Genomic DNA, 21,608 nt, shown 5'->3' with positions numbered 1-21,608 from the left:
TGTCATACGCTTCAGCTCGCGCTTTGCGTGGCAAAGACGAATACCGCTCCGCTTTACTTTACCGTGCTGGGGGTGCTGGCCACGCCCGACGCCACGGGTGGCCCGGGAAACACGTCGGGGGCCGTAGCCACGTCTTCGCGCAGCTTGCGGCCGCGCAGCTGGAGCAGGAAATACAGGCCCAAGGCGAAGAACACAATCAGGGCGAGCAGGCTGTAGCGCATGTTGCCGCCGGTGAGCTGCGAAATGGCGCCGAACGTGATGAGGCCGATGACAATGCCGAGTTTCTCCGTTACATCAAAAAAGCTGAAGTAGGCGGCCGAGTTGGGGGTGTTTTCCGGAATAATCTTGGAATACGTGGAGCGCGAAAGGCTTTGCACCGCGCCCATCGTCAGGCCGATAACCGAGGCCAGCGCATAGAACGACCAGCCGGCCTGCACAAAATAGCCGGCAATGCAAATCAGCATCCAGATGAACACGGCCCAGCTCAGCGCCCGCGTGTTGCCGATGCGCTCGGAGAGCTTGGCAAACAGATAGGCCCCCAGAATGCCCACAATTTGCAGCAACAGGATGGTGATGATGAGGGACTTGCTGTTCAAGTGCAGCTCCTCATCGCCAAAGAGAGTGGCCACGTACATTACGGTCTGCACGCCCATGTTGTAGGTGAAATAGGCCAGCAGAAAGCGCTTCAGGTTGGGCTGATTTTTGGTTTCCTCCCACACCTTGCCTAACTCGCGGAACCCGTTGAGCAACCAGCCCGAATCGGACACGGCCCCAGGGGCCCGGCCGGGGTCGGGTGGCAAGGTGAAGAAGGGAATCTGGGCAAAACCGGCCCACCAGATGCCGGTGAGCAGGAAGCTGAGCCGGGTGGCTTTGCCCACAGTCAGGCCAAACATGGGCGTGCCCGACAGCGTGGGGCCCTGAATGAGCAACAGGCACAGCACCAACAGCAGCACCGAGCCAATGTAGCCCATCGAAAACCCGCGCGCCGACAACGAATCGAATTTCGCTTCGGAAGAAATATCGGGCAGGTAGGAATTGTAAAAGACAATGGAGCCCGAAAAGCCCACCGTGGCCATGACAAACACGAACACGCTGATGGTAAACGTGCTGGGCTCGAAGAAATATAACCCGGCGCAGCTGATGGCCCCGATGTAGCAGAAGATTTGCAGGAACAGCTTCTTGCGGCCCGAAAAGTCGGCCAGCGACGTGAGCAGCGGGCTGATGAGGGCAATAACCAGGAAAGCCGCCGATACCGAATAGTTCTGAAGCGAAGTGCCCGGCACATGCATGCCCAGGAAATCAACCGGGCTTTTGCCGCTGTCGGTGTGCGTCACCGCTTTCACCATCGAGCCCCAGTAAATTGGGAAAATCGAGCTGGTAATGACCAGCGGGTATACCGAGTTGGCCCAGTCGTAGAAGGTCCAGCCAGTGGTGATGCGCTTGTTGTCTTTTTCGATGCCAGGGGCGGCAGCGGAGGGAGTCGGGGTTGGGGTCATATGCAGGCGCCGGGAAGGTGAAGGGTTGCGCCGGGCAAGGTAACGGGTTTCGGCCGTTTGCGTTGCCGGGGTAATGTTGAGGTAATTCAGACGCGCGGCAAATTGGAGGAAATCAGCGCACACCATCCCGGCGAATTCGGCAGCGTCCGTGGCGGCCCGCTGCCGCGGCTACTGCGCATCTCCGGCGGCTACCCATGCTACCCAGCAAGATGACCCGAAAACGCTTTGATGCTTGTATCACGGCATCTGCGCCTACTCAAAGCGGCTCGCAACTTGTGGCACTCAACCTTCGAGCAAAAGCCGGCACATTTTCCGCTTTTGTAAAGTCCTTTTTTCTGGAGCCACCCAGTGGCCTGGGCCACGGCGAACAATGCTTTGGCATACCTACAACTCGTTTTGGCACAAAGCGCCAGTAGCTAAAATGCCCAAAGCGTACATTTTGCAAAGTCTGATTTCCCCTATTGTTGTTACTGTTGCCAGCGAAGTACCGTGTTTAATTTACGGACATCTTTGCCACACGTCCACCAATGCACCACTTCTACAGCCTGCCCGCCCTCACCAGCTATTTGCTGGCGGGCAGCCTATCCGGGGCCGCTCAAACCGCTCCCGCCCCTGCATCAGCGTGGTACGTGGCGGCTACGGCTGCCTACCATCGCTACGCGCAGCCCGAAACCGTGCACACCGACGGCACCGCTTCGCCCTACCTGCTGCAACCGGCTCAGGTGTTGCTGGGCCACCGGTTCGCGACAGGGGTTGGGCTAGAAGCCGGGGTGATGCATTCCCAGCGGGCCGAACCCACCAATAGCGCCCGGGTGTACTCCGACGCCAACCGAGACTACTATTACTACTCCACCGAGGCCGTGCAGTCATTCGCGGTGTCACTGCTGTTTCGGGCTCCGCTGCTGCACCCGGCCGCCGAAAGCCGCTGGCAACTCGATAGCCGCGTGGGCCTTACTTACCTGATGACTCGCTTTACAGAAAAGTATTTCTATGTACTTACTGCGAATCCTGACCCCACGCCCCCAACCCTTGAGAAGCAACGCCACTTGGGCGACCTGCCTATCACCACCGGCCTGGCCGCCAGCTACCGCCTCAGCCCGCATCTGGAGTTGACTGCCGATGCCAGCGCCCACGTGTCGTGGGTGCTGGGCATTGCCCGCCTCTTTGGAACATCTGGGTTGCCGGTGGGCGGTGGCGGGGGTGTCGGCCTGCGCTATAACCTATAAGACCACGCCAGCCAATCACCCCCGCTTTTTAGCCGGCCAATTACCCGTTCACCGAGCCCATCATGGCGGCTGGGTAGCGCAGACCAGCCGCGGCCTTCCCTTTGGGCGCAATTTCGTCGAGCTGGGCCAGTTCGTCTTTCGACAATTCCACTTCGAGCGCGCCGAGGTTTTCCTCCAGATACTTCACGCGCTTGGTGCCGGGAATTGGCACCACGTCGTCGCCCTGGGCCAGCACCCAGGCCAGGGCCAGCTGGCTGGCGGTGCAATGCTTCTGCTTGGCCAAATCGGTGATGCGGGCCACCAAATCGAGGTTTTTCTGGAAGTTCTCGCCCTGAAAGCGGGGCGTGTGGCGGCGGTAGTCGTCCTCAGCCAGGTCCTCGAAGCGCTTAATCTGGCCCGTGAGGAAGCCCCGGCCCAGCGGCGAATACGGCACGAAGCCCACGCCCAGCTCGCGCATGGTGGGTAGAATCTCGTCCTCTGGTTCGCGGCTCCAGAGCGAGTACTCGGTTTGCAGCGCGGCAATGGGGTGCACGGCCACGGCCCGGCGCACGGTGGCCGGCGCGGCCTCGCTCAGCCCCAGGAAGCGCACTTTGCCTTCTTCCACCAGCCGGCTCATCGCGCCCACGGTTTCCTCGATGGGCGTGTTGGGGTCGACGCGGTGCTGGTAGTACAGGTCGATGTGGTCGGTACCGAGGCGCTTGAGGCTGCCTTCGCAAGCAGCCTTCACGTACTCGGGCCGGCCGTTGATGCTGCGCTTGGTGGGGTCGTTGGGGTCGCGCGGAATGCCGAATTTGGTGGCCAGCACCACGGCATCGCGGCGGCCTTTGAGGGCGCGACCCAGCAGCTCTTCGTTTTTGTAGGGGCCGTACATGTCGGCCGTGTCGAAAAAAGTCACGCCCAGGTCAAGGGCGCGGTGCAGGGTGCGGGTACTTTCGGCATCGTCCTGGCCGGCGTAGAAGTCGGACATGCCCATGCAGCCCAGGCCCAGGGCCGACACGGTGAGGCCGGAGCGGCCCAGTTGGCGGGTTTTCATAAGTGTGGATTGGTGGATGAGTGGAGTGAGGGGACGACCTATCTGTCATCCTGAGCGTAGCGAAGGACCTTATCACCGTCGTGCGGTTTGCCTTTTTCTCACATAGCAACAAGCGTGATAAGGTCTTTCGCTACGCTCAGGCTGACAAACCAGTTGCCTGAAGCTTTTGATTTGGCAGATTTCTCCCCGGTCCCGCCCCGACGCGCCTCTGTCCCGCCACGGTGTTCCAACCTTACGCCCCGCCTCTCCGAAGCCATGCCACGCCTCTCCAACCTTGCGTCTCACCTCTCCGAAGTCCCGCCACGACCCTCCGAAGCCCCGCCACGCCTCTCCTAGCCTACAACTCGCCCTTCCAACCCTGCGCCCCACCTCTCCAACCTCCCGCCACAGCTCTCCTAACCCAAGATTCGTTCGAAATAATCCAAGTCTCAGCTAGCCAAACCCCCGCCTCACCTGTTCATGCTGTGAGCCCGCTGTACCTTTGCCCCGTGAAAAACACTTTCAAAAAAGCCCTTTGCGTGGCTGCCGCGCCCTTCCTGCTGGCCGCCTGCTCCTCGCCCAACAAGCCCATCAGCGAAGGAGCCGCTCCCTCGCCAGCTTCAGCCGCCGAAATGGCCCTGATGGCCACCCACGACTCCCTCATGTTTCAGGCCGATGAGCTCATGGCGCTTAAAGGCAAGCTCTCGGGCTACCACTCCGAAGCTCCCGCGCCTTACATCCACGGCCTGGCCGCCGCCGACAATGCCATGATGGGGTGGATGCATCAGTACAAAGCCCCCGACAGCACGGCTACCCCGGAGGCGCGGCTGAGCTATTTCAAGCAGCAGCAGCAACTGCTGGCCGGCGTACGCCGCCAGTTCCGCTCCTCGCTCGATTCGGCCACCAAATTCCAGGCCCAACACCCCGCTGCCGGCGACGTGCCCGCTGCTTCCAAATAACCCCGCCCCATGCTGAAACGCCTGTTGTTGCTGCCGGCCTTGGCCGCCACGCTGTTTGCCGCTGCCTGCACTGCCCCGCCCAAAGAAGCCGCCCAACTGCCCATTTTGGGTGAGCGCGACATCCGCCCGCGCGCCGACGGCGGCCCGGCCGACACGCTGGCCATTGCCGTGCCCGCCTTTAAACTCACCGACCAGACCGGCCAACCCGTGAGCAACGCCACCTTCGCCGGCCGCGCTTATATCGCCGATTTCTTTTTTGCCACCTGCCCCGGCATCTGCCCCAAGCTGCAGAGCGAAATGCTGTCGGTGTTCAAGTTCTACCCCACCGACCCGCGCCTCGGCTTCCTGTCCATCACCATCGACCCGGCCCACGACTCGACGGCCGTGCTGCGCGACTACGCCCAGCGCCTGGGCGTGGCCGATGCCAACCGCTGGCACTTCGCCAGCCTCGGCGACCGCGCCGCCACCTTCGCCCTGGCCAACCGCTTCCTCACCGGCGTGATGCCCGACGCGCAGTCGCCCGGCGGCCTGGCCCACAACGGCACCCTGGCCCTGATTGATGACCGCGGCTACATTCGCGGCGCCTATGATGGCATGAATGCCGAGGAAGTAGCCCGCCTCAAAGCCGAGCTGCCCCTGCTGCTGGCGGAGATTGATGCGCGCAAAAAGGGGGTGGCCGGGCGGTAGCAATTTTTTATAAGTTGAATTAGGTCTGTCATCCTGAGCTTGCGAAGGACCTTATCACCGCTGAACGGTTTGCAGCAAATTAGCAAACGGCACAAGCGTGATAAGGTCCTTCGCGAGCTCAGGATGACAAATCGTCTTCTCACTTCCCATCCCACCCCTATGCTCCGCCGCCGCCTTTCTGGTTTCTTGCTGTTGCTGCTGTTGCTGCTGGCCCTACCCGGCTGCTTCAGCAACAACCGCCACCAGGGCGAGAAGCTGTACGTGCAGCACTGCGCCAGCTGCCACGGCGACCAGGGCCAGGGCCTGGCCCGTCTCATCCCGCCCCTGGCCGGCTCCGATTACCTGGTCGACCACCGGGCTGAGCTGGCCTGCCTGTTGCGAAACGGCCAGAATGAGGTGATTGTCGTGAATGGCATCGGCTACCACAACGTGATGCCCAGCAACAAGGGCCTGAGCCCCGCCCAACTCACCAACCTGCTGAACTACATCGAAAGCCACTGGGGCAATGAAGCCTCGCCGCGCACCATCAGCGACGTGCAGGCCCAGATTGATAAGTGCCATTAAGCGAACCTGAACGACGTAGGGGCGGGGCGCCCCCCCGCCCGGGCGCCCGCCCCACCCGAACGATTCCGTTCACTGGCGGGCGGGGGTAAGCCCCGCCCCTACGTCGTTCAGGTGCCTTTCCTGCGCCCAAAACCCATTTTCCGGCGTAGATTGCGCCCCTAAACCCACTCGCATCCTAACTCACTATGGGCCTGTTTGATTTCCTGAAAAATAAACCTGCCGACACCCCGGCAACTCCCTCTCCGGCTGCCCCTACTGCTACCCCAGCCGCAGCCGATAAGCCCGCGGGCGGCCCGCGCTACCAGGGCGCTAAGTTCACGGCCCCGGTCGAGCCCGAGCCAATTGTGCCCACCTACCAGCTGCCCGAGCCCCTGCCCCTGCCCTTCGAGCCGGAGAACGTGCTGGAGCAGCTGCTGCTGCTGGCTGCTACCGACGAAAACGCCCGCCCCGCCTTCTACCAGGCCCTGCTGCAGGAAGAAATCCTGATGATTCTGGCCCCCATGGAAGGCGTCGGAACCGGCGAAGTCGTCCTTGCCGAGGGTCAGGAAATTCAGCTGCAGGTACTGAGCGATGGCAAGCTGCCCATCTTCAGCTCGGTGCCGCGCCTGAGCGATGGCGGCGTCGACAACGGCCCGGTGAGCTACGTGCGCATCCCCGGCCACGCCTTCTTCTCGATGATTCAGGGCCAGGACTGCGTACTGAACCCCTTCTCGCCCGCCGGCAAAATCCTGCCCAAGGACGAAATCGCGGCCCTGCTCAACGGCCAACTCACCGGCCCGCTCTCTCCCGCCGGCGGCGATGCCCAGGTCATGCTCAACCAGCCCGCCGAAATGCCCCAGGCCGTAGCCGATGCTGTGGCGGCCTGGGCCGCGGGCCAGTCGCACATCGAAGCCGCCTACCTGGCCCAGATGCAGGTTGCCACCAATCCCGACGTGCCCCGCCTGCTGCTCGCCTTCATCAGCACCAACCCCGACCCCGGCTTCATGCAGGAGCTCGGCCCCGTGCTCGAAGGCAAGACCAACGTGTACCAATTCGTCGATTTGATGCTGCTAAACCCAGAGTCGGAGGAAGGCGTAAATCCCTACTTCCGCACCATCGAGCCGTTTTATAAGGCCGGTTAATTTCAGCAAACTTGCTCAGCACAGCACGTCATGCTGAGCTTGCCGAAGCATCTCTACTGCAGCAGTAACCCTCCCGATTGGATTACGTTGCGCGGTAGAGATGCCTCGACAAGCTCGGCATGACGTTCTTTTTTGCTTTTTCTTCCCGACTCCCACCCTAACTTCCCCTTATGAAATTCGCCGCTTACCTCCTCGCCCTCGCGCCCTTCGCCGCCCTTGCCCAAGCCCCTAAGCCCGCCCCACTCCTGCCGTCGGCCGATGCCAACATCCAGAAGCTGGTGGATGAAATCTCGGCCAAAAACCTCGAGGCTGACATCCGCAAGCTAGTTTCGTTCGGTACGCGCCACACCCTGAGCGACACGCAGAGCCCCACCCGCGGCATTGGCGCGGCCCGCAACTACGTGCGCGATGAGTTCCTGAAATACAGCAAAGCCGGCGGTGGGCGCATGACCGTTGAGATGGACACCTTCACGGTGAAGCCCGACGGCCGCCGCATCAACAAGCCCGTGCTGATGGCCAACGTGCTGGCTACCCTGCCGGGCACTGACCCTACGGATACCCGCATTATCTTGGTGAGCGGCCACATCGACTCGCGCGTGAGCGATGTGATGAACGCCACCGCCGACGCGCCCGGTGCCAACGACGACGGTTCGGGCACCGTGCTGGTGATGGAGCTGGCCCGCGTGCTGGCTGGCCAGAAGTTTCCCTGCACCCTCAAGTTCGTGGCCGTGCAGGGCGAAGAGCAGGGCCTCTACGGCTCGGGCCACCTGGCCGAACGGGCAAAAAGAGAAGGCTGGAACCTGATTGCCATGCTCAACAACGACATCGTGGGCAACTCCCACGGTTTCGACCCGGTGATTAACGACGCTACGCAGGTGCGGGTGTTTAGTGAGGGCGTACCGGCCAATGAAACGCCCGAGCAGGCCAAAGTGCGCCGCCAGCTGAGCAGTGAGAACGAATCGCCCAGCCGCCTGTTGGCCCGCTACATCAACCGCACGGCCCAACTCTACGGCCGCGGCCACAAAGCAACGCTGGTGTACCGCCCCGACCGGTTCCTGCGCGGCGGCGACCACACGCCCTTCAACCAGCAGGGCTTCGCCGCCGTCCGCTTCACCGAAATGAACGAGGACTACACCCACCAGCACCAGGACCTGCGCACCGAAAAAGGCCGGGCCTACGGCGACGTGACGGAAGGCGTGGACTTTGCCTACCTGCGCCGCAACGCCGGTATCAACCTCGCCACCATGGCCAGCCTGGCCCTGGCTCCGGCTGCCCCCGCCAAAGTTGAAGTGCTCACCGCCAACCTCACCAACCGCACCGAACTGCGCTGGCAGGCCCCGACTAGCGGCCCCAAGCCAGCCGGTTACGTGGTGCTGGTACGCGAAACCAGCGCTCCGCAGTGGCAGCAGCGCCTCCCGATGACGGGTACGACGGCCAACTTGAACATCAGCAAAGACAATTTCATCTTCGGCGTGGTGAGCGTGGATGCGGCCGGGCACGAGAGCGTGGCCGTGCTGCCGGTGGTGGGGAAGTAGTCATAATAACCATGCGCATTACCGTCGCGGCCGTGCAGGCGGCCCCTGTTTATTTGAATCTGGCGGCTTCGCTGGCCAAAGCCGAAACGCTCATCGGGCAGGCGGCGGCCCAAGGGGCGCAGCTGGTGGTGTTTCCCGAAACGTGGCTACCCGGCTACCCGGCCTGGCTCGACTGCTGCCGCGACGTCAACCTCTGGGACTCGGCCCCGGTGAAACAGGTGTACCGCCGCCTGGCAGAAAACAGCGTAGTCGTGCCCGGCCCCGAGACCGAGGCCCTGGCCGCCGCCGCCCGTGCCCACGGCGTGGTGCTCAACATGAGCGTGCACGAGCGGGTGCTCGTGGGCCCCGGACGAGGCACGCTCTACAACAGCATGCTCACCTTTGGGCCCGACGGCGCGCTGCTGCACCACCACCGCAAGCTCATGCCCACCTACACCGAACGGCTCGTTTGGGGCCAGGGCGACGGACGCAGCCTGCACGCGGTCGATACCCCCATCGGGCGCGTGGGGGGCCTCATCTGCTGGGAACACTGGATGCCGCAGGCTCGCCACGTACTGCACACCTCCGGCGAAGACATCCACGTGGCCGCCTGGCCCCAGGTGAAGGAAATGAACCTGGTGGCCAGCCGCCACTACGCGTTCGAGGGCCGCTGCTTCGTCGTCGCCTGCGGGGCCATCATGCACGCCCGCGACCTGCCCGCCGAGCTGGAGCCGGCCGGCGCGCTGCGCGACAACCCCGACGCGTTGGTGCTCAACGGCGGCAGCGTCATCATCGGCCCCGATGGAGCTATTCTGGCGGGCCCCGTGTACGACGTGGAAACCATCCTGACCGCCGAAATCGACCTGGCCCGCATTCCCGAAGAGCAAATGGCAATGGACGTCACCGGCCATTACGCCCGTCCCGACGTATTCGGGCCCACCGGGCCGCATTGATGTTGGCCCGGCTTATTTCCTGCATATGACGCCTGCTGTTCCCACTCCTGCCGTGCCGCCGGTGCTCATCGTTGGGGCCGGGCTGGCCGGCCTCACGGCCGCGCGGGTCCTACTGGCCGCCGGCGTGCCCGTGCGCATGCTCGAAGCCCGCGGCCGGGTTGGGGGCCGCACGTGGGCCATTCCGGCCTTGCCGGACAGCGGGGAGGACCAACTGCTCGACTTGGGCGCTACCTGGGGCTGGCACCACCACCCGCACCTGATGCAGCTGCTCGACGAGTTGGCCATCCGGCCGTTTGTGCAGCCTAGCGCCGGAGCTACGGCCTACCAAACCCCGCAGGGCGTGCACCGGCTGCCGCACCCGTCCGGCTCGGCCGGCTACCTGCGATTTGCGGGCGGCGTAGCGGTGCTCTGCCGCACCCTGGCCGGCCAGCTGCCGGCCGATAGCCTGGAGTTAAACACCCGCGTAACGCAGCTTCGCCGGCTGCCCAACGGGCAGGGCATCGAGGTCCGGGCCGTGCAGGGCGAAAGCCCCCGCACCTACGTGGCCGCGGCGGTGGTGCTGGCGCTGCCGCCGCGGCTGGCAGCTCACAGCCTGGCTTTCGAGCCGGCGCTACCCGCGGCCCTGCTGGCAACGCTGCGCGAAATACCTACCTGGATGAGCCACGCCATGAAAAGCGTCGTGGTGTACGCCGAGCCCTTCTGGCGGGCCCTCGGCTGGTCGGGCTTCGCCGTCAGCCAGCTCGGGCCGCTGACGGAAATACACGACGCCTCGCCGGTGGGTGATTCCCCCGGCGTGCTGTTCGGGTTCTTTGCCGCACCGCATGCGCTGCGCACCGCCTCCCTCGCGGCGCGGCGGGCGGCGGTACTCGCCCAACTCCAGCATTTATTTGGCGAGTTGGCCGGCGCCCCGCTGGCCTACCACGAGTGGGATTGGGCCCAGGACCCGTTCACCAGCGCGCCGGGCGACGAGCAGCCGCCCGCGTCGGTGCCCTTGCACGGGCCCGCGCTGCTGCGGCAGGCCGCGTGGGCAGGCACGCTCCACTGGGCCGGGGCCGAAACGTCCGCCAGCGAATGGGGCCGGCTCGACGGGGCCGTGGAGTCGGGCCGCTACGCTGCCGCGCAGGTGTTGCAGCAGCTGGGCAGCAGCGCGTAACCCCGCTTGACGCGGGCAGGCCGCGCGCGAAACAGTTGGCTGCTGGTCGCAGAAAGTCTTCTTTCTTTGCGTTTCCTGCCGGGTTTGTTTACTTACTATTACAGACCTCCGAGTGGGGAATGCTGATTGCTAAACTCGATAAAGCTGACGTCAAATCTTTCAAACTTCTTGAAGGCAATTATCTATTTGCGGTTGACAAACACCATGTCTTCAAAGACGGAGCTATTTTGGAAAATATAGACTCAAAAAACCTCAAAGTAGAGAGGGATAAGCATGGGGAAATTGTATCAGTGAGGTAGACCAGTTGTCATGAGTTGCCCAGCGCAGCGATTTCTCTCAAAATTTCAGCGCCCCAACTTGCTCTGTAGCATTTGCTCATTCGTTTCGGTATTCGCGTGGAGGAGACATACGAGCCGGTCACGGGAGCGTAGCGGCGCTGCTGGTGGTAGGGTGTTAGCCTTAGGCATCCTAAATCGCATCCGTAAACCCAGATTCATGGCTTTACCCTCAAGCTTTTCCGTATAAGGGCACTGCCGAAACCTGCTTTTGGGAAGGCCCCTTATTCTCCCATTACCTCCGCGATGGATGCACTAGCACGCAACAACGTAACCATAACCGGCACAGGTACCCAAGCCATAGTGTTAGTGCACGGCTTCGGCTGTGACCAGCACATGTGGCGGTTCATCACGCCTGCTTTTGTGGACCGCTACCGCGTGGTACTACTCGATTTGGTAGGTGCCGGGCAGTCGGACCTGGAAGCGTATGACCCGGCGCACTACTCCACGCTGGAAGCCCATGCCGAAGATGTACTGGAGGTATTGAACGCCCTGAACCTGTACGACGTGGTGCTCGTGGGCCATTCCGTGAGCGGCACCATTGGCATGCTGGCCGCCATCCGGGCGCCCGAGCGCGTGGCCAAGCTGGTGCTGGTGGCACCTTCGCCGCGCTTTCTGAACGACGTGGGCTACACCGGTGGCTTCGAGCAGGCCGACATTGATGAGCTGCTCGAGACCATGGACAACAATTACCTTGGCTGGTCGGCGGCGCTCACCCCCGTCATCATGGGCCAGCCTGCCGAGTCGGCGCTCACTGGCGAGTTGCACCAGAGCTTTTGCCGCACCACCCCGGCCATTGCGCAGCACTTTGCCCGCGTCACGTTTTTGGCCGATAACCGCGCCGACTTGCCCCGGGTGCATACCCCCTGCCTGATTATTCAGTGTGCCCACGATGCGCTGGCGCCCGTGGCCGTGGGCAACTACCTGCACCAGCAGCTCGCCGGCAGCGAACTGGTACTGTTGCCCACTACCGGCCACTGCCCGCACCTGAGCGAGCCCCGGGGCACCATCGCGGCCATCGAGGCATTTTTGAAGCAGGACCGAAGCCCGGCTTAGCCATGGGAAGCACTTCCACTAAAGGCCATCTGGCATACGACCTGCGCCTGACCGAGGAAAGGCTCGTCGACCTGTACGACCGGGCTCCTTGCGGCTATTGCTCGTGCCTGCCCGACGGCACCCTGGTCAAGCTGAACCAAACGCTGCTGGGTTGGTTGGGCTACCAATATCACGAGCTGGTAGCCCAAAAGCGCCTGCCCGACTTGTTTACCCTGGGCGGCCGCATCCACTACGAAACCCATTGCGCCCCGCTGCTGGCCCTGGCCGGCGAAGTGCGCGAAATAAGCTACCTGCTGCGGCGGCGCGATGGCGGCACGCTGCCTGTGCTGTTGAGCGCCGTGGTGCAGCGGGACGAAACCGACCAGCCGCTGGTCATGCGGGTTACGTTGTTTGATATTACCGAGCGACGGCGCTACGAGCAGCAGCTGCTGCGAGCCAAGACCGAAGCCGAGCACCAGCGCGAGCAGCTGCGGGTGCAGAACGAGCAGCTCAGCCGCACCAACGCCGACCTGGATGCCTTCGTGTACACGGCGTCGCACGACCTCAAGCAGCCGATAAACAACCTCAGCGGATTGTTTGAGGAATTGAGCCGCACGGCCACTTTTCACGACCCCGCCGCCGGCCAGATGCTGGGGCTGGTAGAGAGCGCCCTGGGCCAGCTGCGCGACACCATTGAAGGGCTGGCCGCCGTGGTAAAGCAGCAGCGCCTGGCCGAAACGTTGCCGACCGAGGTAGTGGAAATGCAGCCATTTGCCGAAGAAATTATTCGGGGGCTGGCATCGTCCGACGCTGAATTTACGCTGGACTTCACGGCCGTGCCAGCCCTGCGCATGAGCCGCGCCAGCCTGCACAGCATCCTGGTGAACCTGCTCAGTAACAGCCTGCACTACGCCCAGCCCGGGCGGCCGCCCCGCATTGCTGTGCGCACCACCCGCACCGAAGGCACGTCGGTTTTGAGCGTGGAGGACAACGGACGGGGCATCGACCTGCGACGGCACCGCAACGAGCTGTTTCAGCTTTTCCGCCGCTTCCATCCGGAGGTGCCGGGCACGGGCGTGGGCCTGTTCCTGGTGAACCGCCTCGTAACCCAGGCTGGCGGTCGCATCGATGTGACCAGTGCAGTAGGCGAAGGCACCGCGTTTCGGCTATTCCTGCCCGACCCCCTTCTGCCGCTTGCCGGGGGCATAGCCTGAGCGCCAGCTTCCCCTGGCCCGGCCGGCGTTGCGCCGACGGGCGAGTACAGCACGTTGCTTTTCGCCAGGGTGTAATGCGACCCGGCAGGCGGCGATACAGTAGGTACATTTAGGCTCAACTAACCCCTAGCTGCCATGTCGCTGTACATCGTTTTACTCGTCGTTGCCCTCCTCCTTTCCGGTATTCGCGTGGCCCAGGAATACGAGCGGGCGCTGGTGTTTAGGCTGGGCCGCTTCACTGGCCTGCGCGGACCGGGGCTGTACTGGATAATTCCGTTTCTGGAGCGCCAACAAACTATCGACGTCCGCACCAAAACCGTGGACCTGGAGCAGCAGGAAACAATCACCAAAGACAGCGTGACCATTAAGGTAAACGCCGTGCTGTGGTTTCGGGTGGTGAACCCGGCCGATGCCATCATCAAGGTGGCCAATTTCAACCAGGCGGTTTACCAGCTTTCGGTCACGGCGCTACGCAACATCATTGGCCAGCACCAGCTTGATGAAGTGCTGCGCGAGCGGGCCGCCATCAACTCCGCACTAATGAAAATTGTGGATGCCGCCACCGAAAACTGGGGCGTGAAGATTGAGTTGGTCGAAATCAAAGACGTGGAAATTCCGGAATCCATGCAGCGGGCCATGGCGCGCGAGGCCGAAGCCATTCGCGAGAAGCGCGCCCGCATCATCAAGGCCGAAGCGGAGTTGGAAGCCAGTATCAAACTCACGCAGGGCGCAATTGAAATGGAGAAAAGCCCCATTGCCCTGGAACTACGCCGCATGCAGATGCTCTCGGAAATCGGCATCGACAACAACACAACGACCGTAGTGCTCGTGCCGTCGGAGTTCACCAACGCCGCCCGCAGCTTCAGCCAGATGGTGCAGCAGAACAAGCCGGCCGAATAGGTACGCGGACAACCTTTTTAACAGTCAAAAAACGCCTGTCATCCTGAGCGCAGCGAAGGACCTTATCACGACTGAACAACTAACGTTCAAATGCGACAAAGTCCTTCGCTGCGCTCAGCATGACAGGCGTTTAGGAAAAGCCTATTTCTTCATTCCTGCCAGTGCCAGCACTTCCTGGTTCAGGCGCATGTATTCGGCTTTCGATATTTCGTTTTTGTCGTCCTTTACCAGCTCCAGCGACTTGTTGGCGGCGGCAACGGCCTCTGTGTTTTTGCCCTGCTTTTGCAGCAGCTTGGCTTTCCAGTAGTAGCCGTAGTAAGTGGGGCTGGCCTTTATGGCTTCATCGAGCCAGCCAATGGCGGGCGTCAGGTCTTTGCCGGTATTGAAGTAGTATTGGGCGGCCGTGTAGTACGGCTTCTTCTCGCCCTTCATGGCCTGCTCAATCTGTCCCATCACGATGCGGTCGGGGTCGGCCACGATGGGCAATACCACCTGCGTGCGGTCCCAGTTCAGAACGAGGTCGGCGGAGGCGGGCTTGAGATTTTCGACCATTAACGCCATGGTTTCGACCGGAGCAGCGAGCTTCGTCGGTTTGGCTTTCACACGCAGCACGTCGAGGGCTTGTTTGTAATCGTAGGTGCCCCACTGGGCCGTGTCGCGGTTCAAAATGAACGTCCACTCCTTGGCATCGGGGATGGCCAGCAGCGCGTAGGCCCCGGCCGGCACCGTCTGGCCGTTGATTTTCACCTCCTCGCCAAAACGCACTTTGGTAATGGTATTGGCCCCCGTGCGCCACACCGTACCGTAAGGAATTAATCCGCCGAAGGCCGTACGACCGCGCAGCGAGGGCCGCGAATATGTCAGGTCGATGTAGGACGTGGAGAAGTTTTGGTGGATGCGGGTGGTTGGGCTCAGCGGTGGAATGCTGAGCTTGGTCTGGGCCTGGGCAGCAGTGGCAAACAGCAGGCCGGCGGTCAGGAGGTGTAGGGCGTGTTTCATAGCACCAAAGATGCAGCTTCACCGCCGGGGTTGCGGGCGCGGCGCGCTGGCAGCCAGTGCCTCGGCGAACAACGCAGCGGCTGGGCCGTTCAACTACCACGGCTTCACTTACTCTCATGCTGAGAGCTCCTATTTAAAACTTCGTCCCTTCGGCAGCATGAAAATTCTCCTCACCGGCGCCACGGGCTACATTGGCCAGCGCCTGCTGCCGCTGCTCGCCGCGGCGGGCCACGACGTGGTGTGCCTCGTGCGCGACCCGCGCCGCTTTGCCCTGCCCGATACCATGCCCGAGAGCCTGCACCCGCGCGTGAGCACGGCCACCGGCGACCTGCTGCGGCCCCGCACCCTGGCCGACCTTCCAACCGACATCGACGCGGCCTACTACCTCGTGCACTCGATGAGCAGCGGCAACCACGACTTTTTCGAGCAGGAGCAGCAGTCGGCTCATCATTTCGTGCAGTACCTCAACACGACCACTGCCCGGCAGGTCATTTACCTCTCGGGCATTGCCAACGATACCAACCTGAGCGTGCACCTGCGCTCGCGCCGCGCCGTCGAAAACGTGCTGAGCCAGGCCCAGCCGGCTAAAATCACGGTGCTGCGGGCCAGCATCATCATCGGGTCGGGCTCGGCCTCGTTCGAGATTATCCGCGATTTGGTGGAGAAGCTGCCCGTGATGGTGACGCCGCGCTGGCTGAACTCACGCTGCCAGCCCATTGGCATCCGCGACATCATGTTTTACCTAACCGAGGTGCTGGACAACGCCGCCTGTTTCGGCCGGGCCTTCGACGTGGGCGGGCCCGACGTGCTGACTTACCGCCAGATGCTGCTGGGCCTGGCCGCCGAGCGCGACTACAAGCGCTGGATTGTGACGGTGCCTGTGCTCACGCCCCGCCTCTCGTCGTGGTGGCTGTACCTGGTCACGAGCACCACGTTTTCGCTGGCCCAAAGCCTGGTCGAAAGCCTGAAAAACGACACCGTGTGCGACTCCGGCAAAAGCATTGCGGCCGTAGTGCCGCACACGCCCATGAGCTACCGTGAGGCGCTGGCGCTGGCCTTCACCCGCATCGAACAGAACGAGGTGGTGAGCAGTTGGAGCGACGCCCTGAGCAGTGGCACCATGCGCCAGAACTACATGGACGCCATCCAAATCCCCAAAAACGGCATGTTCTTCGACCGCCAGCTGCAGCCTTTTACCCGGCCGGTGGCCGAGGTGCTGGACAACATTTGGCGCATTGGCGGCGACCGGGGCTGGTACAAAACCGACTTCCTTTGGCGCCTGCGCGGGCTGATGGACAAGGCCGTGGGCGGCGTGGGTCTGCGCCGGGGGCGCCGCTCGCCCTCACGCCTGCGGGCCGGCGACCCGCTCGATTTCTGGCGCGTGCTGGTGGCCGACAAGCCCGGCCGCCGCCTGCTGCTCTACGCCGAGATGAAGCTACCCGGCGAGGCTTGGCTGCAGTTCCGCATCGTGTACCAGCCCGACGGCACCCACGCCGTGGAGCAGCTGGCGGCCTACCGCCCGCGCGGGCTGGCCGGGCGGCTATACTGGTACTCGGTGCTGCCCTTCCACGGCATCATCTTCAAAGGCATGGTGAAGAATCTGGTGGAGTTTCAGGCTGATTCTAAAAGTCAGGACAATCAATTTTAAACCAATTATTTTCAATAACTTAATGCGTTATATTTAACATGGAAAAGTCGGCTCAATAAATATTTTGGTTGGCGCAGCATGAGTTGTGGGGAGTTCCTTTGACGCATCAATTCACCACTTCTTTTCTGCACCTCATGTTCCGTGCTTCCTTCTCGCTCCGCCAACTTGCTGCGGTGGCCACCTTTCTGCCGGCTTCGTTAGCCGCCCCGCTTGCCCACGCTCAAACGGCCAGCCTGGAGCCTGCCAAGGTTGAAACAACCAGCAGCTTCGAGCTACACGGTGGCTACACGGGCGGCCGGTTTTCGCACAGCACCAACGACACTCATTCCAGCTTTAATCCGTTTGGTGGTGGCGGAAGTTCGCCTAGGGGCGTAGCCGTCGAGCACCGCTTCGATGGGCTGATGCTTGGGGCTGATTACGTGCTGGCCAAGCGCCGCGCCGGCCACCCCACCACCACCACCCTGCGCGTGGGCCTCGACGTACTGGGCGCGGCCGACCGCCTGCGCATTGGCGATGGCCGCCGGGCCACGGTGGGCCTGCTGGCCGCGCATCCGCACTTCAGCGTCGATATGCAAAAGAACCGGTGGCAAACGCGCGTAGGCGTGGGCATGCTGGCGGGCCGCGTCGGTTACTATGGTCAGGACGGCTCCTTCGACATACTGGCCACGAATATTGTCGTCGACACAGTACACACCGTGCCCACTTTCCAGCTCGAAATGAACTGGAACCACTGGGTGCAATACGAAATCGGGTACGGCGCCAACGGCTTGCTGGGCTTAGCCAACCCCGCGTATTTTTTTGGTGTGGGCACCGGCTTTGGGCCGCGCAGCCCGCTGGCGCTGGTGGTGGGCGTGAGCAGCGCCGCCTCACTCGACTTCGACCGGACGAAAAGCTCCTTCGGCTATGCCCGCGTGGTGCTAGCCCCCGCTGGCCGACCCTGGCAGGCCAACGTTTTCACTACCTACGGCTCGGCCCATTACCAGCGGGTGGCGCTACAGGTTGGCTACAAGCTGCCCGGCAAGGCCAGCAGCGCTAGGCGCTAGGCGAAAAAATGTAGAGACGCATACTTGCGTCTCGTCGTTCGACGACGCCCAAATGGCGCACACGACGAGACGCAAGTATGCGTCTCTACCTCGGTCGACTGCCCACTGCTACCCGAACACGGGTACCACGCGGCCTTCCTCGACCTTTAGCGCGGCATCATACTTTTTGCCGGTTTTGGCTGATAAAAACCCTTTAATAACACTGGTTTCGCCCTTACGCAGCAGCTGCTTGAGTTGCGTTTCGGTGAGCTGCTTGCCGCCCCACTCGAACGCCACCCGGAACTGGCAGTCTTCGCGGAAGCGCGAGCAACCGTAAGCCGTCTTGCCCTTGAGCATGGTGCCGAGCTTGCACACCGGGCACGGAATCAGGCCCGAGTCGGGCGCGGCGCCGGGTTTAGCATCAGCTACTTGGAGCAGAATGGGCTGGAAGCTGGTATCGAGGCCAATGGCAGCGTCAAACTTCTGGCCCTCGGCGCCCACAAAGCCCTTCATCACGGGAGTGCGGCCTTTGGCGAGCAGGGCTTTCACCTGCGGGTCGCTCAGTTTCTTGCCGTGCACCTCGGCAGCCAGCCGAAAAGTGCAGCCTTCGCGGAAACGCACGCAGCCGAAAGCCGTTTTGCCCCGCACCACGTGGCCGGTTTTGCAGGCCGGGCAGTAGCCGAGGCCATTGGCCCCAGGCAAAGTGGCCGGGCCGCCGGGTGTGGTGGGGCGGCCGCCGGTCATGCCGGCGGGCACTTTGCCACTGCTGGCCCCGCCCCCGGCCTGGGCAGCCTGCACGGCCAGTTCAGCACTGCCGGAGGTCACCATGCGGCCGCGGCCGTCGTTCTTCACCTCGGCTACCATCTCCTTCACGAGGCCCGAAAGCTCGCCCAGAAAGCCTTCCGACGAGAGCTCGCCGCGCTCAATCTGGCGCAGCTTGTGCTCCCATTGGCCGGTTAGCTCCGCCGATTTCAGGGTGGGGTTGCGAATCAGGCCAATGAGCTCCACGCCAGTGGGCGTGGGAATAATGCGTTTTTTCTCGCGCTTGATGTAGTTGCGCTTGAACAGCGTTTCGATAATGGCGGCGCGGGTACTTGGGCGGCCGATGCCGTTTTCCTTCATGGCCTGGCGCAGCTCTTCGTCGTCGATGTTGCGGCCGGCCGTTTCCATGCCGCGCAGCAGCGTGGCCTCGGTGTAGTCTTTGGGCGGCTGGGTCATCTTGCTTTCCAGGCGCGGGTCGTGGGGGCCGCTTTCGCCCTTCACGAAATTGGGCAGCACCGTGGACACAGCATCATCGTCCGCTTCAGCGGCTGCGCCGGCAGCACCGGGCGCGGGGGCTGGTTTGGGGGCGGCCTGCTGGGTGGGGTCGCCGTACACCACGCGCCATCCGGGGTTCAGAATCTGGCGGCCGCGCACGCGAAACGGGCGTTCGGCGGCCTCAGCCAGCACGGTCGTGTTGCTTACCTCGCAATCGGGGTAGAAGGCAGCGATGAAGCGGCGCGTGATGATGTCGTACACGCTGGTTTCCATGCCGCCGCCGGGGCCGGCCGCGCCGGTCGGAATGATGGCGTGGTGGTCGGTGACTTTGTTATTGTTAAAGACCTTGGGCGTCTTCGGAATCTTGCCGGCCAGCAAAGGCTTGGTCAGCGCGTCGTAGCCCGAAATGCCGCGCAGGATGCCGGGAATTTTCGGGTACTGGTCATCCGGCAGAAACGTGGTATCGACCCGCGGGTAGCTCACGGCCTTCTTCTCGTACAGGGCCTGCACGATTTTCAGGGTGTCTTCGGCGGATAAACCCAACTGGTTGTTGCACTGCACCTGCAGCGAGGTCAGGTCAAACAAACGCGGCGGGGATTCGCGGCCTTTTTTAATCTCCACATCAGTCACGCGCAGCGGCGCGGGGCGCACGGCTTCCAGGGCTTCGCGGGCTTCTTCTTCGGTCACGAAGTAGCCGAGGGCGCGCAGGCGGGACTTGGTATCGGGCGCGGCGTCGGCGTCTTTGGCCTTATCGGGGGCGGCCATGTGGCTGAACAGCGTGCCCCGGTATTCGGTCTTCAGTACCCAATACGGTTCTGGCCGGAAGTTCTGGATTTCGTGCCAGCGCTCTACCAGCAGGGCCAGCGTGGGGGTTTGCACCCGCCCGATGCTTAGCAGCTGCTTGTCTTGGTAAGTGGTGTATTTGAGGGTGAACAGGCGCGTGGCATTCAGGCCCAGCAGCCAGTCGCCCACGGCGCGGCTCTTACCGGCTTGGTAGAGGCTGTCGAATTCCTTGGCCTCGCGCAGGTTCGCAAAGCCCTGGCGAATGGCCTCTTCGGTGAGCGAGGAAATCCAGAGGCGTTTCACGGGCTTGCGGCACTTGGCTTCCTGCAGCACCCAGCGCTGAATTACCTCCCCTTCCTGCCCGGCGTCGCCGCAGTTTATCACTTCAGTGGCCTCGTCTACCAGCTTTTTGATGGTGTGAAACTGCTTCACTACGCCCTCGTCGCGGCGCATGAGCTTGATGCCGAACTGGTCCGGAATCATGGGCAGGTTGTGCAGGCTCCAGCGCTTCCACTCGGGCTGGTAGTCGTCGGGCTCTTTCAGCTGGCAGAAGTGGCCGAAGGTCCAGGTCACCTGATAGCCGTTGCCTTCCATGTAGCCGTCCATGCGGCGGGTGGCCCCCAGCACGTTGGCGATTTCACGGGCGACGCTGGGCTTTTCGGCAATGCAAACTATCACGGATGTAGGCGGATTTAACTGATTTTACGGATTGTTGGCCGTGCGGAACCAACAAAGGTAACCGCAGAAAAGGTCGGTTCAGGTGCCGCCTTTGGCGGGCTCTGATGCGGGTTTGGCGTCACGCAATGTGTGGCTTGTTCACCACGAACAATGAGTTACTCGATGCGTGCCACTCGCTCATCCGCGCAATGTCAAGGATTTTGAAGCTCCTCGCTGACAAGCTTTACCTTCCACCCTTCCGCAGAATTCTCCATGAACACAAATCCAGAGTCAGAACGGAGACACCCACCCCCCCGAATATTGTGCATGTAAAAAACCGCGTAACGGTTATCGGCGCTGAACGCTATTTCAGACAGTTCAACTATCCCCAATCCATACTTACTCCAGTCAAAGAAGTTATCTACTTTGAGTGCCTCCAGAAAACTGGCGCTTTCTGTTTTCACCTCGCATCCGGGTATTGTGATGGGTCCGGGCAAAACCGAAGTTGTGTGTTGAAGTGAATCGAACTTCTGACCAAGCAGGAGCAGTTCGGGAGTATTGTGAATATACTCTTTCATTTCCCAGCCGGGATGCTTAAGTCTTATTCCGACTGGAATCGGTAAATATGGCCCAGCCCAGCCCTCGGGTGCCTGTACGGTGTCCTTGCTCGTAAAGCGGTAATCCTTTAGTCGCTTGGCTAGCGACATCTTGAAAAAAGGATGACTTTTTTTAACGGGCGGAACCACCCAAACCGTTGAGGCAACCTTACTAATGCGTGTTGCGCGTTGTTTCATCTGGCGACCACTTGATGCTTCGTAATTGCCTTGGCTGCTCAACAACTGAATATTTTTCACAAACTTGTCCCGCAGAAAGGTGGAGTAGATTTCTGCCTTTAGGGAATCCGATTGCTGCGCCCACGCATTTACTCCGCTTAATAGAAAGCACACCGTTAATACTATTCGCACCACTTGCATTTGATAATTCGGGGTAAGTCGACAGCCAAGCAATAAATATAACCGGGACCCAGGGTAAATTGAGTTGTTGGGCGACGAGTTGCCGTAAGGTGAGCCTTT

Annotated in this window: 19 protein-coding genes; 14 read left to right on the top strand and 5 right to left on the bottom strand. The window is 62.0% G+C overall.

Annotated features, from left to right (window positions below; translation table 11 throughout):
* Positions 1 to 53: 53 nt before the first annotated feature.
* Complete coding sequence (locus ABD837_RS18440; RefSeq protein ID WP_345057423.1) at positions 54 to 1,496, bottom strand: MFS transporter; 1,443 nt, start codon at positions 1,494 to 1,496, stop codon at positions 54 to 56.
* 527 nt (positions 1,497 to 2,023) lie between these two features.
* Here ABD837_RS18440 and ABD837_RS18435 point away from each other — a divergent pair.
* Complete coding sequence (locus ABD837_RS18435) at positions 2,024 to 2,722, top strand: hypothetical protein (protein ID WP_345057421.1); 699 nt, start codon at positions 2,024 to 2,026, stop codon at positions 2,720 to 2,722.
* Positions 2,723 to 2,762: 40 nt separating this feature from the next.
* Here ABD837_RS18435 and ABD837_RS18430 read toward each other — a convergent pair whose 3' ends face one another.
* Entirely contained in the window at positions 2,763 to 3,755 is a 993-nt protein-coding gene (locus tag ABD837_RS18430; RefSeq protein WP_345057419.1) for an aldo/keto reductase, read from the bottom strand.
* Between the two features lie 488 nt (positions 3,756 to 4,243).
* Between ABD837_RS18430 and ABD837_RS18425 the strand changes: the two genes are divergently transcribed.
* The 11 genes from ABD837_RS18425 to ABD837_RS18375 all read left to right on the top strand — a co-directional run bounded on the left by ABD837_RS18425 (position 4,244) and on the right by ABD837_RS18375 (position 14,169).
* Positions 4,244 to 4,693, top strand: coding sequence for a hypothetical protein (locus ABD837_RS18425; protein ID WP_345057417.1), 450 nt, complete (start codon positions 4,244 to 4,246; stop codon positions 4,691 to 4,693).
* A 9-nt stretch (positions 4,694 to 4,702) separates the two neighbouring features.
* A complete protein-coding gene (locus ABD837_RS18420) occupies positions 4,703 to 5,380 on the top strand; it encodes an SCO family protein (protein WP_345057415.1) in 678 nt (225 codons plus the stop codon).
* 159 nt (positions 5,381 to 5,539) lie between these two features.
* Positions 5,540 to 5,944: a c-type cytochrome gene (locus ABD837_RS18415; RefSeq protein WP_345057413.1), complete on the top strand. Its 405-nt coding sequence runs from the start codon at positions 5,540 to 5,542 to the stop codon at positions 5,942 to 5,944.
* A 185-nt stretch (positions 5,945 to 6,129) separates the two neighbouring features.
* The gene (locus ABD837_RS18410; RefSeq protein ID WP_345057411.1) at positions 6,130 to 7,065 is read left to right on the top strand and encodes an enhanced serine sensitivity protein SseB C-terminal domain-containing protein; all 936 of its coding nucleotides are present in this window, start codon (positions 6,130 to 6,132) and stop codon (positions 7,063 to 7,065) included.
* Between the two features lie 170 nt (positions 7,066 to 7,235).
* Entirely contained in the window at positions 7,236 to 8,600 is a 1,365-nt protein-coding gene (locus ABD837_RS18405; RefSeq protein WP_345057409.1) for a M28 family peptidase, read from the top strand.
* Between the two features lie 11 nt (positions 8,601 to 8,611).
* Positions 8,612 to 9,532 (top strand): carbon-nitrogen hydrolase family protein, encoded by a 921-nt coding sequence (locus ABD837_RS18400; protein WP_345057407.1) that lies wholly within the window; start codon positions 8,612 to 8,614, stop codon positions 9,530 to 9,532.
* A 25-nt stretch (positions 9,533 to 9,557) separates the two neighbouring features.
* Complete coding sequence (locus ABD837_RS18395) at positions 9,558 to 10,685, top strand: flavin monoamine oxidase family protein (RefSeq protein ID WP_345057405.1); 1,128 nt, start codon at positions 9,558 to 9,560, stop codon at positions 10,683 to 10,685.
* Positions 10,686 to 10,720: 35 nt separating this feature from the next.
* Positions 10,721 to 10,984 carry a DKNYY domain-containing protein gene (locus ABD837_RS18390; RefSeq protein WP_345057403.1) on the top strand — a complete coding sequence of 88 codons (264 nt, stop codon included), beginning with the start codon at positions 10,721 to 10,723 and terminating at the stop codon, positions 10,982 to 10,984.
* Positions 10,985 to 11,266: 282 nt separating this feature from the next.
* On the top strand, positions 11,267 to 12,076 hold the full coding sequence (locus tag ABD837_RS18385) for an alpha/beta fold hydrolase (RefSeq protein ID WP_345057401.1): 810 nt from the start codon (positions 11,267 to 11,269) through the stop codon (positions 12,074 to 12,076).
* Positions 12,077 to 12,078: 2 nt separating this feature from the next.
* Positions 12,079 to 13,269, top strand: coding sequence for a sensor histidine kinase (locus ABD837_RS18380; protein ID WP_345057399.1), 1,191 nt, complete (start codon positions 12,079 to 12,081; stop codon positions 13,267 to 13,269).
* Between the two features lie 135 nt (positions 13,270 to 13,404).
* A complete protein-coding gene (locus ABD837_RS18375; protein WP_345057397.1) occupies positions 13,405 to 14,169 on the top strand; it encodes a slipin family protein in 765 nt (254 codons plus the stop codon).
* Positions 14,170 to 14,310: 141 nt separating this feature from the next.
* Here ABD837_RS18375 and ABD837_RS18370 read toward each other — a convergent pair whose 3' ends face one another.
* A complete protein-coding gene (locus tag ABD837_RS18370; protein ID WP_345057395.1) occupies positions 14,311 to 15,168 on the bottom strand; it encodes a DUF2911 domain-containing protein in 858 nt (285 codons plus the stop codon).
* Between the two features lie 157 nt (positions 15,169 to 15,325).
* On the opposite strand from ABD837_RS18370, the gene ABD837_RS18365 reads away from it, so the two are divergent.
* Both ABD837_RS18365 and ABD837_RS18360 read left to right on the top strand, forming a co-directional pair.
* On the top strand, positions 15,326 to 16,816 hold the full coding sequence (locus ABD837_RS18365) for an SDR family oxidoreductase (RefSeq protein WP_345057393.1): 1,491 nt from the start codon (positions 15,326 to 15,328) through the stop codon (positions 16,814 to 16,816).
* 134 nt (positions 16,817 to 16,950) lie between these two features.
* Complete coding sequence (locus ABD837_RS18360) at positions 16,951 to 17,859, top strand: hypothetical protein (RefSeq protein WP_345057391.1); 909 nt, start codon at positions 16,951 to 16,953, stop codon at positions 17,857 to 17,859.
* A gap of 108 nt (positions 17,860 to 17,967) precedes the next feature.
* On the opposite strand, the gene ABD837_RS18355 is transcribed toward ABD837_RS18360, so the two are convergent.
* Both ABD837_RS18355 and ABD837_RS18350 read right to left on the bottom strand, forming a co-directional pair.
* Entirely contained in the window at positions 17,968 to 20,556 is a 2,589-nt protein-coding gene (locus ABD837_RS18355; RefSeq protein ID WP_345057389.1) for a type IA DNA topoisomerase, read from the bottom strand.
* A gap of 191 nt (positions 20,557 to 20,747) precedes the next feature.
* Positions 20,748 to 21,509: a hypothetical protein gene (locus ABD837_RS18350; protein WP_345057387.1), complete on the bottom strand. Its 762-nt coding sequence runs from the start codon at positions 21,507 to 21,509 to the stop codon at positions 20,748 to 20,750.
* Between the last annotated feature and the right edge of the window lie 99 nt (positions 21,510 to 21,608).

The sequence above is a fragment of the Hymenobacter glaciei genome (assembly GCF_039539585.1).
GTDB classification, from domain to species: Bacteria; Bacteroidota; Bacteroidia; order Cytophagales; family Hymenobacteraceae; genus Hymenobacter; species Hymenobacter glaciei.
This window is presented reverse-complemented; position numbering and strand designations above follow the sequence as displayed.